The 13,996-nt window shown below is 65.8% G+C and carries 13 protein-coding genes; all 13 read right to left on the bottom strand.

The window, feature by feature from the left end:
- Positions 1 to 5: 5 nt before the first annotated feature.
- From ACWBU6_RS14085 to ACWBU6_RS14145, 13 genes are read right to left on the bottom strand one after another with little or no spacing between them, the layout of a single operon-like run.
- A complete protein-coding gene (locus ACWBU6_RS14085) occupies positions 6 to 1,076 on the bottom strand; it encodes a phosphotransferase (protein WP_452649398.1) in 1,071 nt (356 codons plus the stop codon).
- Positions 1,077 to 1,100: 24 nt separating this feature from the next.
- Positions 1,101 to 1,826: a histidine phosphatase family protein gene (locus tag ACWBU6_RS14090; RefSeq protein ID WP_452649399.1), complete on the bottom strand. Its 726-nt coding sequence runs from the start codon at positions 1,824 to 1,826 to the stop codon at positions 1,101 to 1,103.
- Positions 1,827 to 1,832: 6 nt separating this feature from the next.
- Positions 1,833 to 2,381 carry a prepilin-type N-terminal cleavage/methylation domain-containing protein gene (locus tag ACWBU6_RS14095; RefSeq protein ID WP_452649400.1) on the bottom strand — a complete coding sequence of 183 codons (549 nt, stop codon included), beginning with the start codon at positions 2,379 to 2,381 and terminating at the stop codon, positions 1,833 to 1,835.
- 22 nt (positions 2,382 to 2,403) lie between these two features.
- A complete protein-coding gene (locus ACWBU6_RS14100) occupies positions 2,404 to 3,105 on the bottom strand; it encodes a type II secretion system protein (protein WP_452649401.1) in 702 nt (233 codons plus the stop codon).
- On the bottom strand, positions 3,102 to 3,806 hold the full coding sequence (locus ACWBU6_RS14105) for a hypothetical protein (protein ID WP_452649402.1): 705 nt from the start codon (positions 3,804 to 3,806) through the stop codon (positions 3,102 to 3,104). Before ACWBU6_RS14105 ends, ACWBU6_RS14100 begins: the two co-directional genes overlap by 4 nt.
- Positions 3,790 to 4,350 carry a hypothetical protein gene (locus ACWBU6_RS14110; protein WP_452649403.1) on the bottom strand — a complete coding sequence of 187 codons (561 nt, stop codon included), beginning with the start codon at positions 4,348 to 4,350 and terminating at the stop codon, positions 3,790 to 3,792. Before ACWBU6_RS14110 ends, ACWBU6_RS14105 begins: the two co-directional genes overlap by 17 nt.
- Positions 4,347 to 4,973, bottom strand: a complete 627-nt coding sequence (locus tag ACWBU6_RS14115) for a hypothetical protein (protein ID WP_452649404.1) — start codon at positions 4,971 to 4,973, stop codon at positions 4,347 to 4,349. Before ACWBU6_RS14115 ends, ACWBU6_RS14110 begins: the two co-directional genes overlap by 4 nt.
- Positions 4,970 to 6,514, bottom strand: coding sequence for a hypothetical protein (locus ACWBU6_RS14120; protein ID WP_452649405.1), 1,545 nt, complete (start codon positions 6,512 to 6,514; stop codon positions 4,970 to 4,972). The genes ACWBU6_RS14115 and ACWBU6_RS14120 overlap by 4 nt, the downstream gene beginning before the upstream one ends.
- 4 nt (positions 6,515 to 6,518) lie before the next feature.
- Positions 6,519 to 7,715 carry a type II secretion system F family protein gene (locus ACWBU6_RS14125; protein ID WP_452649406.1) on the bottom strand — a complete coding sequence of 399 codons (1,197 nt, stop codon included), beginning with the start codon at positions 7,713 to 7,715 and terminating at the stop codon, positions 6,519 to 6,521.
- Between the two features lies 1 nt (position 7,716).
- Positions 7,717 to 9,411, bottom strand: coding sequence for a GspE/PulE family protein (locus ACWBU6_RS14130; protein WP_452649407.1), 1,695 nt, complete (start codon positions 9,409 to 9,411; stop codon positions 7,717 to 7,719).
- 6 nt (positions 9,412 to 9,417) lie between these two features.
- Positions 9,418 to 11,238, bottom strand: a complete 1,821-nt coding sequence (locus tag ACWBU6_RS14135; protein WP_452649408.1) for a hypothetical protein — start codon at positions 11,236 to 11,238, stop codon at positions 9,418 to 9,420.
- Positions 11,235 to 13,058, bottom strand: a complete 1,824-nt coding sequence (gene mshL / locus ACWBU6_RS14140; RefSeq protein WP_452649409.1) for a pilus (MSHA type) biogenesis protein MshL — start codon at positions 13,056 to 13,058, stop codon at positions 11,235 to 11,237. Before mshL ends, ACWBU6_RS14135 begins: the two co-directional genes overlap by 4 nt.
- Positions 13,055 to 13,939: an ExeA family protein gene (locus ACWBU6_RS14145; protein WP_452649410.1), complete on the bottom strand. Its 885-nt coding sequence runs from the start codon at positions 13,937 to 13,939 to the stop codon at positions 13,055 to 13,057. The genes mshL and ACWBU6_RS14145 overlap by 4 nt, the downstream gene beginning before the upstream one ends.
- Positions 13,940 to 13,996: the final 57 nt, after the last annotated feature.

Below are 13,996 nucleotides of genomic sequence, written 5' to 3' on the forward strand. Positions count from 1 at the left end.
TTCCCTTATTCGATTGCCTTGCCCTGGGCGTAAGCCCAGCCCATTGCCGCCATCGGGCGCGCCAGCTTGCCCGATTCCAGTGCCTGCGCGCTGGCAGCCGTGCCGTCCACATAGCGCTTCATGATGCCCTGCATGATGCTGGCAAGGCGGAACATATTGAAGGCGAGGTAGAAGTTGAAGTCTTCCAGGCGGATCGCCTTGCCGGTACGCTCGGCGTAGCGCGCAATGTAGTCGCGCTGCGATGGGATGCCCAGCGCTTTCAGGTCCAGGCCGGCAATGCCGCGGAATTTGCCCGGCTCGATGTGCCAGCTCATGCAGTGGTAGCTGAAATCCGCAAAGGGGTGGCCCAGCGTGGACAGTTCCCAGTCCAGCACCGCCAGGATGCGCGGCTCGCTGGGGTGGAAGATCATATTGTCGAGGCGGTAGTCGCCGTGCACGATGGCGGTGTCTTCGCCGGGCGGGATATTGGCCGGCAGCCAGGCAATCAACTGGTCCATCGCTTCGATGGACTCGGTCTCGGAGGCCTTGTACTGCCTGGTCCAGCGCTCGATCTGGCGCTGGAAGTAATTGCCCTGCTTGCCGTAGTCGCCCAGGCCGATGGCGTTGTAGTCGATGCTGTGCAGTTGCGCGATGACGCGATTCAGTTCGTCGTAGATGGCTGCGCGTTCGGATGGCGTCATGCCGGGCAGTGCCTGGTCCCACAGTACGCGGCCCTCGACAAACTGCATCACGTAGAAGGCGCGGCCGATCACGTCTTCGTCCATGCACAGGCAATATTGGCGGGCCGCCGGGAAGCCTGCCTTGTACAGGGCGTCCATCACGCGGAATTCGCGCTCGATCGCATGGGCCGAAGGCAGCAGCTTGGCGGCCGGCGCCGGCTTGGTGCGCAGCACATAGTGCTGCCCGCCGATGGAGAGCTTGAAAGTGGGATTGGACTGGCCGCCCTTGAACTGCGCGACCTTCAATTCCCCTTGCGGATAATCTCGAACGTGCCGGCGCAGGTATGCGTCCAGTGCGGCGGTGTCGAAACGGTGGCGTTCCGACACTTCCTTGGTGCCCATGAATTCTTCGAACATAATGCCTCCCTTCGAACGATCGTACTATTTTTGTGGGCGGGAAAGCAAGCGGGATTTGGCGTATTCGTTAAAGAGCTGCTCCATCGTGGTGCTGCGGGTGGCGCTTTGCAGGGGAGCGGGCGGCGCAAAGTTGGAAAAACGTACGATCCAGTCATGCGGCCCGGTCCCCACGTCGAGCGCATTGATGCAGCCGGCAGCCTGGGACAGGTTGCCGAGGAAAAGGCGCTGGCCGCCGCTCAGGGCATAGGACAGGATGGCGCGATTGACGCCGCCATGCAGGACCAGCAGCACCGTGTCCCAGCTATCGTCGTCCAGCAGCCTGGCGATGGCAGGATGGATGCGGTCCATCAGTTCGCCCACCGATTCCCCGCCCAGGAAGCGGCGCTGCTCCGGCACCACGCCTTCGAAAGCACCGGTGAACGCTTCGCGCAGCTTGTCGTCCGGGATGCCGGACAGCTTGCCGCCGCGGATTTCGGCCAGCTCGGGCCAGGTTTCGAGCTCGATTTGCTGGCCGGTCTCGGCCAGGACACGGGCCGCTGTTTCAACGGTGCGCGGCAAGCCCGAGACGATGACCCGGTCGAACCGGATGCCATCGGCGGCAAAGGCCAGGCCGGCCGCTGCGGCCTGGGCACGGCCGGTTTGGTTCAGGGGCACGGTTTCCGGGAGATAGGGTTTGCCGGCTTCGTCGAAATACGTGACGCTGCCATGCCGCATCAGGAAGACGCGGCGCCGTTCAGGATTTGCAGTCATAAGCTTTCAGAAGAAGATTGCGAGGCGCGTAATGATGGTTCCGTTATTAGTATAAGGCCCAGTCGCCCGCACGCTGCCGGAATCCGGTTTGCCGTCATCGAGCTTGGCATCGATCTGTTCGGCAAATGTGTCCGGCAGGTTGTCGAAGCGGATGCCGTTGCCGCCCCGGCCGCCGACCACGTCGTTGTAGATGTAGACCGCGCCGCCCTGTGCGCTGGTCATGAAATCCGTGGTGCCGTTGTAGGAACCGGTGATCAGGCCCGCCATCGCCAGGTGCTGCGGCGCCAGCTGGTACTCCGTGATCTGGCCGTCGCCATTGCCATTGCCGGCCGCCCCGGGCACGTGGGTGGTGGCGAGGATATCGTCGCCGGGCAGGGCGCGGAAGCGGTCCTGGTAGGCATTGACGGCGGCCTGCAGGGCGGTCGCCTGCTGGGTGATGCTCTTGACCTTGGCGCTGTCGATCAGGGCCTGTCCCTTCAGCACGCCGCCCAGCAGCAGGCCGATGATGACAAGGACGATAGCGATTTCAACGAGGGTAAAGCCGCGGGGTCTCATGGCGCTCTCCTTTGCTTGCATGTCATGGCAGCCTTTGGGCTGCGAGCATTCGGTTGAACAGGATGTTGGGCGATAGCCAGACCACGATATCATCGTAGGCCCCGCCCGCCGCGGCGGGATTGTCGGCGCGCTCGCGCGCGATGAACATGCGCCCGTCGCCCTGGAAATTGGCCTTCTCGTCGACATTGCCCTGGCCCATGTCGGCGGCCTGCACGCCGACGTCGCTGAAGGCGCCGAAGCCATTGCGGCCTTGCGACAGCACGACAGCGGGAATGTCGTTGGGCGCGCTGGCCGGCACCATCGCGCCGGACGCGTCGCGGGCGCCAATGGTGATGTCGCGTGGGGTGTTGAGGCGGAACGGTACGCCGCTGTCGCTGAAGGCGGGCGTGACGCTGTACAGGTAGAGGTGCTGCCAGGCGTCGAGCTTGGGCAGGCCCAGGGTTGCCCACGGCAGGAAACCGAAACGGCGCTCGTTGCCGCAGCGGGTGCCGCTGCGGTCTTCCAGCCCGTTCGAAGCCGAAATGGCCGGGCAGGGCAGGAAACCGTTGCGGGCCGCGAATCCTGCCAGGGCGTCGCGTGCTTCTTCCAGCGCTTTGCCGGTGTCGGCGGCGCGGCGCTGCTCCATTTGCGCCGAGAGCGGCGCCAGCATGCCGCCCAGCAGCAGGCCGACGATGACCAGCACGATCGCCATCTCGACCAGCGTAAAGGCGGTTTGATTTCTCATGGCAAGGTCCTGGCGGCGGCCATCCTTTCGTACAGCGTGTGCAGCGGAACCACCACCAGCAGGTCGTCGAAAACGCCGCCGGGAGCATTGCTTTCCGTGCTGAGCGGCCGCTGCATGAAGGTCGCGCTCGCCTGCAGGTTGCCCGCTTCGTCCTGGCTGTCGGGCGCGTCGCTGCGCCCGCGCGAGAGAACGACTGCGGGCGCGCATTGCGCGGCCAGCGAGCAGGCATCCTGCCCGGCGACAAAGAACAGCGCGCCGTTCGCGTCGCGCGACAGAACGCGTTTGCTGGCGATGAGCGCCGTCCGTGCCAGCGGTGCGGCAGTGAATGCTGGTGTCACGCTATAGCGCAACTGGCGGCCCCAGTGGTCCGCGGCCGGCAGGCCGAGATCCATCCAGGGCAGCAGGCCGGTGCAGTCGGCCTCGCTGGTGCAGGGGGCGCTGCGCTCGCGACCGGACCCGCCGTCGCCCGCAGCTGGGCCGGGCGGCCCGGAGGCGGCGGGGCGGGGCAGGCGGCCATGGGTGGCCGCGAACCCGATTAATGCCTCGCTTGCCTGCGCAAGCAGCGCGTGGGTACGTTGCTCGCGTGCGCGCTCGATGCCGCTGCCGCCGAATGCCGACAGCAGGACTGCAGCCAGCGCCACCGTGGCCACCAGCAGGAGCGTGAGCAGCGCGGCGCCGCGCTGCCTAGCGTGCGGCTTCATGGACTTCTCCTGTCGCCGGGTCATAGCGTTGGCCAGGCTTGAGCACGACCGGCCGGCCGTCAGCCTGCAATGTGACCGTGCCGCGTGTTACGCCTCCCGCCGGGGCAGGTTGGGCTTCGCCGTTGACGATGATCATCGTTGGCCCGTTGCTGCGCCGGATAACGCCGCCCAGCCGAAGTCCCGCTTGTTCCGGCTCTGCCGCACCCTGGGCCGCACCCGCGCCCGCGTCCGTGACGGCGCCGGCCGCGCCGCCCGTGCCAGCCATCCCTGGCGCCGCAGCCGGAGGGCAGCCAGGCGCCGCTCCGGGAGGACAGCCTGGCGCAGCGTCCATTGCCGGCGCCTGGAGCCCGCCAGTCCAAGCAGCCCCGCCAGCGGCTGGCCCGGGCGCTTGCGGCACGCTGCCGGCAGGCGCGGCCTGGTTGCGCTGCGTATCGAGCCGCACGCGCTCGTCCGGCGTCGTGAACAACCTGCCCATGCTGACGAAACCCTGCGCGCCAGCCTGGGACGCCAGCAGCAAAAGCAGCACCGGCAGGGCTGGCTTCATGATGAGCCTCGCACCGGCTTGCCCGGCGCGGGCGCAGGCGTCAGCGTCAGCCAGTTCAACGTGCAGTCGGCATTCAAAGTCGGCGCCAGCACGCCGGCAACCGGGGCGCCTCCGGCTGCACGCCGGATCACGCAATCCTGCACCGCAAACGTCCCCGTCAGGCGCAGGTCGGCAAGGAAATTGAGCAGATCCAACTCATGCAACAGGTCCATATGCAGGACCATCCGGCTGCCAAGCAGGGCGTAATCGCCGGTCGGCAAGGCGGTCTCCAGGCGGTACGGTTGCTGCACCTCGATCTCGTAAGTCAGGGGCAGCAGGCGCCGCTGCTCCTGGATCTGCCGGATCGCCTCCACCCAGTCCAGCCGCCGCTCGGGGCCAACCAGGCCGCGGCGGCGCAATTCCACGAACTGCGGCTGGTACTGCCGGATTTCCTCCTTTTCCGTCTCGGCGTGGGCCAGCCGCAAGCGCGCAGCGTCGCGCTCGAGCAGTGCCGCAGCTTCCTCGAAATGGGACCGCTTCAAATGCCAGGAACTGGCAAACACGGCGGCCAGCGAAACCGCCAGGGTGGCGAGGAACAGCAGCACCGCATTGCGCAGCAGCGAAAATTCGCGGAACAGGATCATGGCGCCCACCTGAGATTCAAGGTGAATTTCGACCGTTCGCCCAGCCCTGCCGGCGAACCCGCCTTGCCACTCAGCTTGACGTTGGGCCTGATATCGAACGGCAGCTGCTCGATTTCCACGATCATGCCCGGGGTACGGGCCAGTTCCTGCGCAAAGCGGTTCATGCTAAGCAGTACGCTGCGATAGTCGTCCTGCTCCACCAGGACCTCGGCCTGCAGGCGGACCTGCTGTGGCGGCGCCTTGGGTATTCCAATCAGCATGGACGATTGCGGCGCCACCAGGGCAGGCGTCGTTGCGGCGCCGGGAAACGCGCTGCTGGCCGTGACAGGCACCACGCCGGGCGCATTGGCCCGCCAGTCCAGCTGCGTCAGGCGGATCTGCGGCGAGCGCTCCAGCGCGTCGCTGAGGATGCCCATCACCGCCTGCGGCCAAGGCCCCTGGCGCGCCACCATTTGTGCAATCTGCACCGCGGCCTTCATGTTGGCAGTCTTGTCGACCGCCGGCGGCATGCTTGACATGCTGCTGCGGTAAGCGTTCGCGAAGCCATGCGTCTCTTGCCGCAATTCCTGGGTGTGGCTGCGTGCCAGTGTATAGCCCGCGATGTTTGCACCAGTCCACAGCAGGCAGCAAGCCGCCATGACCGCACTCGAAGCGTACAGCGACTTGCGCGTGCGCCAGACGTCGTAATAGCGCTGGCGCAGGCCGAGCGGATAGTGGCTGGGCGGGGCGGCGCGCGCAGCCAGTCCAAGGAACAATTCATCCGGGTTGTCGGTAGCAGCCAGGCGCAGCCGGGAAGCGGCCTCGCCCAGCGGGATGACCCGCCAGTCCAACAAGGGAGCATTGCCTGCCGCCGGCGGCAAGGCAATACGTGCCAGTGGCAGCATTGCCAGCACCTGCAAGGGCGCATCGCGCCGCAGCATGTGAGCCCCGACGAGGAACTGGCGTGTACGCTCGGCTTCCTGCTCGGCGCTCGCTGCAGCCTGGGCCAGCCTTGAAAAGCGTGCCTTGCCGTACTGGAAATAGGTCTGCCGTATGCCGCTGGCATGCTCTGTCACCAGCAGGAGATGGGCTTCCTGCCGCGCCGCTTCCGGCAACAGGGCGCTGCTGAGCAGGGCGGGCGTGTAAAGCGCCGCCAGCGCAATCCGCCGGCCTTCCAGCGCATCGAGCCAGGGCGCAAGGATTGTCGGGTTGGTCAGCGCTGAGAAAAGAACGATGTCGTCGCGCCGTCCTTCATCCTCGCGGCCCTGGACATGGGCGCAGCGGAATGGCGTATCGCGCCAAGCCTGCACCAGGCGCCTCTCGCGCATGACCGACCCGGCGCGGCCGGCCACGTGCGGCAGCAAATGGCGTTGGAAATCCTCTTCCACCAGGTCGGCCACCATCAGCGCCGGCGCGTCTTCCCTGCCTTCCAGCCAGCCGGCGAAGCTCTCCAGGCCATCCGGGGTGGGGACGAAGCAGGGCCCTGCTGCCAGGGCGCCGCGCTCCCAGAGCCAGCAGCATAGCCGCTCGCCGGTAAGGTGAAGGATCAGTTTGCGAGTCATGGCTTCAAATCCTGATTGAGCTGATAGTGTCGTAAATCGGCCCAAGCACGGACAGCATGATCCAGCCCAGCAGGATGCCAAGGACGACAGTCATAGCCGGCTCGATCATCGATTGCATGCGCTCGATCCTTTCGCGCACCTCGCGATGGTAGAAGTAAGCCACGTTGCGCAGCGTCGCATCGAGGGCGCCGGTCGATTCGCCAACGCGCAGCATGCGTACCACCAGCGGCGGGAATAGCTCGACCTGCCTGAAGGCTGCCGCGACGGTGTGGCCTTCCGAAATCAACTCCCTTGCGCGGCGCAGGGCGGCGGCCACGACGCGGTTGCCGGCAATTCCTTCCGACAGGCGAATGCATTCGAGCACGGGTATTCCGGCGGCATACATCAGCGCAAAGTAGGTCGCGAAGCGCGCCATGATCAGCTTGTGCAGGACCGGCACCATGCGCAGCAGCAGCCGGTCGAAGGCGAATGCCGTGCGCTCGCTGGATCGCAACTGCCAGCGCAGCAGCCACCATGCCGCGAAGGGCACCGCCAGCAGCAAGTACCAGTAGTGGATGAAAATGCCGGAGACCGCAATCAGCGCGCGCGTATGCAGCGGCAGTTCCTGCCCCATGTTCTGGATGAAGGCCGTCAGCTGAGGCACCAGGTAGATCATCAGGAAGAACAGCACGCCGCTGACGATCACCAGCACGAAGGCCGGGTAGGTGATGGCCTTGCGCGCTTGTGCCGCCAGCTCGTCCTGCCATTTGAGGTTTTCCGCCAGGTCGCGGAACACCTCGTTAACCTTGCCGCTTTGCTCGCCCGCACGAACCAGGCTGGTGAAACTCTGGTCGAACACTTCCGGATAGGATGCCAGCGCGCCGGAGAGCTGCAGCCCGCCCTCGATCTTTTCCACCAAGTCGGTGATGATTTCGCGCAGGCGCAGGTTATCGGCGCTGTCGCGCAGGTCGCGCAAGCCGTCCAGCATCGGCACGCCGGCGCTGCTCATCTGCTCGAGGTGGAAGCAGAAGTTGATCAGGTCGCGCCGTGTGATGCGGCGGCCGCCGATGCGCAGGTCGCGCTGGCGGGTCTCGCGATAGTCGATCAGGTCGAGCGCCATGCGCTGCAGGCGCAGTTCGAGGTCGGGCACGTTATGCGCGTCCATATTTCCCGGCACGATAGTGCCGTTGGCGTCCATGGCGCGGTAAATGAACTGTGGCATGTCAGCCCAACCTGTCGGTGAGATCGACCACGCGCGATACTTCGTCCAGCGTCGTCAGGCCTTCCAATACGCGGCGGATGCCGTCGTCGACCAGCGAGCGCAGGCCGGCGGTGCGGGCGGCATTGCGCAGCTCCCGCGCCGGCGCGCGCCGCGCCACCATTTCATCGAGTTCCCCGCTCATGCGCAGCAGCTCCATGATGGCCATGCGGCCCTTGTAGCCCTGGTGGGCGCAGCGGTCGCAGGCCCCGGCGCGGTAGATGGTGGCCGGCGGCTGGTCGGCCGCGAGCCCCAGCAACCGCCGCTCCAGTTCATCGGCTTCGACCGGCTGCCGGCAGTGCGGACACAGCTTGCGCACCAGGCGCTGGGCGATGATGCCGATGATGTTCCCGGCCAGGACATCGGCCACCACGCCAAGGTCCAGCAGGCGCGGAATGGCGCCGACCGCGGAATTGGTGTGCAGCGTGGAATAGACCTGGTGGCCGGTCATGGCCGCGGCCAGGGCCATGTCGGCGGTTTCCTTGTCGCGGATTTCACCGACCAGTATCACGTCCGGATCTTGCCGCATCATGGAGCGGATGCCTTCGGCAAACCCCAGCTTGGCCGATTCGTTGACCGAGGTCTGCCGGATCTGGTGCATCGGGTATTCGACCGGGTCTTCCATCGTCATGATATTCACGGACTCGGTGTTGATGTGGTTCAGGATCGAATACAAGGTGGTGGTCTTGCCGCTGCCGGTCGGACCGGTGACCAGGATCAGGCCATCGGGCCGGGCAATCATCAGTTTCAGCACGTCGAGTTCATGCTCGGCCAGGCCCAGCTTCTCCAGCGGGACGATGCCTTTCTGGCGGTCCAGCACGCGCAGCACGATGTTCTCGCCGTGGGTGGTGGGCTGGCTGCTGGCGCGGAAGTCGATCTGGCGGCCGGAAAACTGGATCGAGATACGGCCATCCTGCGGGGCGCGCGTCTCGGCGATATTCATCTGGCTGATCACCTTGAGCCGCACTGCCATGGCCGGCCAGTACGAGCGGTGCAGGCTGCGGATCTGGCGCAGGATGCCGTCGATGCGGTAACGGACGCGCAGGAAGCTGTGCTCCGGTTCGAAGTGGATATCGGAGGCGCTGTTTTGCACTGCATCGGCCAGCAGCGCGTCGATCAGCCGTACCATCGGCTGGCTGTATTCGTCGGAAGCGGCATCCAGCGTCACCTCGCCAGTTTCGATTTCATGCAGGATGCCGTCGATCGACAGCTCAAATCCGTAGTAATGGTCGATCGCGTGCGCGATATCGGAATCGTTGACCAGCAGGGGCACCAGGGTGATGCCCTTGACCAGCATGGCGCTGATCTGGTCCAGTGCCACGATGTTGGTGGTGTCGGACATGGCCAGCACCAGTTCGTCGGTGGCGCGTTCATACACGATCGGGAAGACGCGATAGCGCTTGGCCACTTCCTTCGGGATCAGCTTGAGCGCGACGGCGTCGACCACCAGGCTTTTCAGGTCGGCCGAACGCGTATTGAGCTTTTCGCTGAGCGCCTCGCGCATGGTCGCTTCGGTCACGAAACCGAGCGCGATCAGCAGCTTGCCCAGGGGCTCGCTGTTGCGGGTTTGCTCGGTCAGTGCGATCCGGAGCTGGTCTTGGCTGATGACGCCTTTCTGGATCAGCAGTTTGCCGAGCGGGATTTTCTGCGTGTCGGCCATTGTGCTTTATCGGGGCGGCGTTTCCAGGATTTGCAATCGCTTGCGGACGGCGTCGGGGTTGAAGCTGGGCGGACTGGCCTGGGCCAGTTCGAGCGCACGGCGGTAATAAGTTTGCGCCAGGCGCGGCTGGTTCATGTGGTCCAGGCCGACGCCGAGGTTGAAGGCATAGTCGGCATTCTCGGGCATCGCACTGAAGGCGCGGAAATAGCTTTGCTGGGCTTCCGGCCAGCGGCCCTGGCGGGCGAACAGGTTGCCAAGGGCGAACTGCACAGGGCCGGAGCCGGGGTGCTGGCGCGCCAGGCCGCGCAGCCTGATCTCGTTGGCTTGCAGGTCGCCCGGCCGCAGCTCGCTGAGCCCGGCCAGGGCCTCGGGGTCGCCCGGGTCCAGCTCGAGCAGGCGCAGGTAGTTGTTGGACGCTTGCATGCCATCGTGCTCGCGCAGCGCGACGGCGGCGGCGCCGAGCAGGGCGTCGCGGTTATTCGGGTCCTGCAGCAGGGCGAGGTCGTATTGCCGGCGCGCGGTGGCCAGGTCGCCGGATTTCAGGGCGGCATAGCCATTCTGGACCGCTGGCGCCACCTGTGTCGTCGCCGTGCCGCGCACGAACTGGACGTTGCCGTTTTCGCCGATGGCCGTTTGCAGGGTGGCTTCGCCTTGGCGCGCCAGGCGAGGCTTGCTGTCCGTAGCCTGTGGCGGCGACGCCGATCGGCCGGCTTTTAAAGAGGGGGCCGGGGCGCCGGGCGCATTGGAGTGCGGCGTTGGCGGCTGCGCCGCCGGCGGGGGCGCGGCGGCTTGCGCGGTGTCGGCGGCGCGGACCTGCCGCGCGGCGCGCTCTGCTGCGTCGCGCATGGCTTCCGCGCGAATGGCCGGGTCGGCAATGGCTGCCAACTGCTCGGGGGTTGGGATTGTGACGTCGGCATCTGGCCGCGTGGCCGGTGCTCTGGAGCCCAGGGCCGGCGCGCCGGCCGTAACGGCGGCGCCACTCTCAGGCGCGCCTGCGCCGGCAAGTCCGGCTGTGCCGTTAGCACCTGCCGTGCCGGCAAGCGTGGAGGCGGCTGCACCGTCCACCGCGGCCGCACCGCCAGGGACCGGGCCTACTCCTTCGGCGGCACCTGCGGCGCTGCCGGGCGCCGTGGCCTGTGCACCGGGGTCGGCACCAATCGGCGTGACATAAGGCGTCACCGGTATGGGGGCACCTTGCTGCGCTCCATCCTGGGCCAAAGGCGGCGAGCCCGGGGCCGGCATCGGTACCATGGGCAGCCGCGCCCCGGGCCCCGGCGCCGATAAGGCTCGCCAATAGATGAAAGCAAATATCGCCAGCAAGGCAGCCAGGGTTCCCGCCAGTATCACCAGCCGGCGTTGCGACGAGGCGATTGCCCTCGGCAGGCCTTGTTTGCGCGTGGTGCCAGTCCTGGGGCTGGCGTCCCCTCCGGGACCCGGGCCCGCGCCTGGGCCGCCAGCTGCGCCAGCGCCGGGAGCATCCGGTATCTGGCGCGTGGCGGCCGAGGCGCGAAGCTTGTCGGCGGCAGTCGCAGCCGGCGGCATCCGGGAGGCCGCAGGTGGGCGCAGCGGCTCATGGCGAGCCTGCGGCGGCACCGGATCATGCGCCGCCTCCTGCGCCGCCACGACGGGCGGCTCGGCATCGAGCGGTTCAAGGCGCCACGCATCCGGCATCACGGCAAACGCCGGCCCGCCTTCCATGGGCGGAGGCGAGGGCACCGCATCGGCGCCGAACTGTGGCTGTTCCACATCATGTTCATGCGCGGCCTCATGCCCGTTCTGTGTCCGGGCGCGTTCGGCCTTGCGCAAGGCTTGCATGAGTAGGCTCATAATTCCCCCGCCGGCCGCGATGGCATGAGGTAGCGGTAGTTGGAATAGTCGCCTGCCATGCTGGCGTCCTTCACCACCACCGGCCGCAGGAAGATCACCAGCTCGGTTTTGCTGGCAGTCTCGTTGCGGTATGAGAACAGGTCGCCGAGCAGCGGTACCGACCCGACCAGGGGAATGCTGTCTTTCTTGTTGTCGACCGAATCCTGCATCAGGCCACCCATGACGGCAACCTGTCCGCTCTGCACCTTCAGGATGGATTCCATTTCGCGCGCCTGGATCACCGGCACCCGGCTCTTGACGTTCTGCTTGCTCAGCTCAGGATTGGGGTCCTCGACATAGTCGACAATGCGCGTGATGGTCGGCCGCACGTTCAGCGTGACTTCGTCTTCCGCCGAAATCTGCGGCGTCACGCTCATCACAAAGCCCACGGGGACCGTCTCGACCTTGGATTCATAGGTCGCCGGCGTTGCAATGGTGCCGTTGGAGGTCAGCACGGCAGGCGTCACTTTCAGCGTGAAGAAGATGCTGTTGTCGACCACCTTGAGCAAGGCCGTCTGGTTATTCAGCACGCTGATCTTGGGACTGCTCAGCACTTTCACCTTGCCGAACGATTCCAGCAGCTGAATGGTGGCGGTGATGTTGCCGAAGCGCGTGGTCGGGTTGGCGTAATCGAAGATGAAGATGCCTGCCGAACTGTTCGGGGCCACGCCCGAAGGCAGCGGTGTGGTGCCGACCCGGCCCTGTCCCAGCTTGCCGTGGCCATTGATGCGTGACCAGTTGATGCCTTGCTGGTACTGGTCGCTGAGCTTGACTTCGATGATGGTCGCCTCGATCAGCACTTGCCGCTTGGCGGCCGTCATGACGATATCAAGGAATTCCTGCACTTTTTCATGCTGCCTGCTGGTCGCGCGCACCGACAGCAAGCCGCCTTCCGGATTGGAGATCACTGATGGGAAGTTGCGCCCCTGTGCGGCGCCAGCACCGCCGAATGCGCTGTTGGCGGCTGTGCCGCCAGGCGGGGTGCGCGCTTGCGCGGCAGCGGCCTGCGCGCCGGGATAGTTGGCATCGGGCGCGCCGGCGCCAGCTTGCATCTGCTGCACCATCGCGTTGGCCTGTTCGCGCATCTGGGCCAATGGATCGGTCAGCTGGTCATTGAGCGTGGTCGGCCGCAGCATGTCGCGGACGTTTTTCTCCAGGCTGTACCAGAAATTGTTATCGGAGCGATTCGCGACGGACGTGGTCGAGTTATTGTTGCCGCCACTGCCCAGCGAACTGCTGGCAGCCGGCACCGGCGTAGCAGCTGTGCCGCCGCTGCTGCTGCCGTACGCCGAGCCGCCTGTGGTGGAAATCTGCGTCGCGATATTCACGCTGCTGTTGGTGCTGCGCGCGATATTGACGTAGTCGATCTTGTAGTGGCTCCAGTAAGGCTGGTCCGGCAGCACAACCAGGTTCTTGCCCTGCAGCTCGTAGCGCATATCGACTTGCTTGCCGATACGCGACAACAACTGCGGCAAGGTCTGGTCGAGCGCATTCAGCGTCACCGTTCCTTCCACCGCCGGATGGACGTCGACATTCAGCCCGGCATCGCGGGCAAGCGCAAACAACACCGACTGCACCGGCACGCGGTGCACCGACACGCTATAGGTGTCCTGCCGCGCAGCGGGACGCGGCGGCGCAAGGGCGGCGCTTTGCTGCACCGGCTCCGGAATCGCGCCAGCCACTGGCTCAGGCTCGGCCACATGGGTAGGGGATAAGGGGAATTTCGGCGCTGCGCAAGCCGCAAGCAGGACGCATAACAGGAAAGCCGCAAGGTTCTTCATGTCGATCGCCGCCTGAAGCAAGTTGCCAGGAGTTTATCGAAAACGATCATACTGCGATTGCCTGCAAGCGCCGCGCACGAATAACGGCTGTCTTCAATCGCCTGCCGCACGTGGTAGGAATTTACGTATGGCAAATCCTCGGCAAAGGCAGCCATCAGCGATTTGTCGGCCAGCACATTGATGCGCCGGACGATGCCTTGCGAACCGCGCGCGATCAGGCGCACCGCGCCACGGCTGAACAGCTCGGGGCCCTGGTAGCCGGCAGCGCGCAAGCGGTGCGACAGGAAGTAGGGGATCTGTTCACGCGGCATTGGCGGGACATGGAAGCTGTGCGTGATGCGTTCACGCAGCTGCCGCATGCGCGGCAGCGACAGATGCTCATCGAGTTCCGGCTGGCCGAACAGCACGATCTGCAGCAGCTTGCTGCGGGCCGTTTCCAGGTTGGTCAGCAGCCGCACTTCCTCCAGCGTTTCCAGCGGCATGGCTTGCGCTTCTTCGACCAGCAGGACGACCCGGTGCCCGGCTGCATGGCGCGCGATCAGTTCAGCGTGCAAGGCGCGCAACACCTCATCGGCGCGGCGCCCGCTGGTGTCGAGTCCCAACTCGGCCGCGATGGCATGCAGGACTTCCTGCGGGCCAAGCGTGGGATTGACGAGGTAGAGCACGTCTACGCCTCGCGGCAGGCGCGACTCGAGCATGCGGCACAGCATGGTCTTGCCGCAGCCGACTTCGCCCGTCACCTTGACGATGCCTTCGCCTTGCGTGACGGCATAGAGCAGGGCGGACAGGATTTCCCCGCGCGTGTTCCCGCTATAGAAGAACGCAGGGTTCGGCGTAATGCCGAACGGGGCCTCTTGCAGGCCAAAATGTTGCTGGTACATGGCGGCGTGCAGGCAATGGGTCGGTTGGATGGGCCCTGCAATTGGAGCACGTATCGC

The sequence above is a fragment of the Pseudoduganella sp. HUAS MS19 genome (assembly GCF_053615455.1).

Coding starts and splice junctions, on each gene's coding strand:
- ACWBU6_RS14135 (WP_452649408.1), bottom strand. CDS start 11,238: ATGAGCCTACTCATGCAAGCCTTGCGCAAGGCCGAACGCGCCCGGACA.
- ACWBU6_RS14090 (WP_452649399.1), bottom strand. CDS start 1,826: ATGACTGCAAATCCTGAACGGCGCCGCGTCTTCCTGATGCGGCATGGC.
- mshL (WP_452649409.1), bottom strand. CDS start 13,058: ATGAAGAACCTTGCGGCTTTCCTGTTATGCGTCCTGCTTGCGGCTTGC.
- ACWBU6_RS14125 (WP_452649406.1), bottom strand. CDS start 7,715: ATGCCACAGTTCATTTACCGCGCCATGGACGCCAACGGCACTATCGTG.
- ACWBU6_RS14095 (WP_452649400.1), bottom strand. CDS start 2,381: ATGAGACCCCGCGGCTTTACCCTCGTTGAAATCGCTATCGTCCTTGTC.
- ACWBU6_RS14130 (WP_452649407.1), bottom strand. CDS start 9,411: ATGGCCGACACGCAGAAAATCCCGCTCGGCAAACTGCTGATCCAGAAA.
- ACWBU6_RS14145 (WP_452649410.1), bottom strand. CDS start 13,939: ATGTACCAGCAACATTTTGGCCTGCAAGAGGCCCCGTTCGGCATTACG.
- ACWBU6_RS14120 (WP_452649405.1), bottom strand. CDS start 6,514: ATGACTCGCAAACTGATCCTTCACCTTACCGGCGAGCGGCTATGCTGC.
- ACWBU6_RS14115 (WP_452649404.1), bottom strand. CDS start 4,973: ATGATCCTGTTCCGCGAATTTTCGCTGCTGCGCAATGCGGTGCTGCTG.
- ACWBU6_RS14110 (WP_452649403.1), bottom strand. CDS start 4,350: ATGAAGCCAGCCCTGCCGGTGCTGCTTTTGCTGCTGGCGTCCCAGGCT.
- ACWBU6_RS14105 (WP_452649402.1), bottom strand. CDS start 3,806: ATGAAGCCGCACGCTAGGCAGCGCGGCGCCGCGCTGCTCACGCTCCTG.
- ACWBU6_RS14100 (WP_452649401.1), bottom strand. CDS start 3,105: ATGAGAAATCAAACCGCCTTTACGCTGGTCGAGATGGCGATCGTGCTG.
- ACWBU6_RS14085 (WP_452649398.1), bottom strand. CDS start 1,076: ATGTTCGAAGAATTCATGGGCACCAAGGAAGTGTCGGAACGCCACCGT.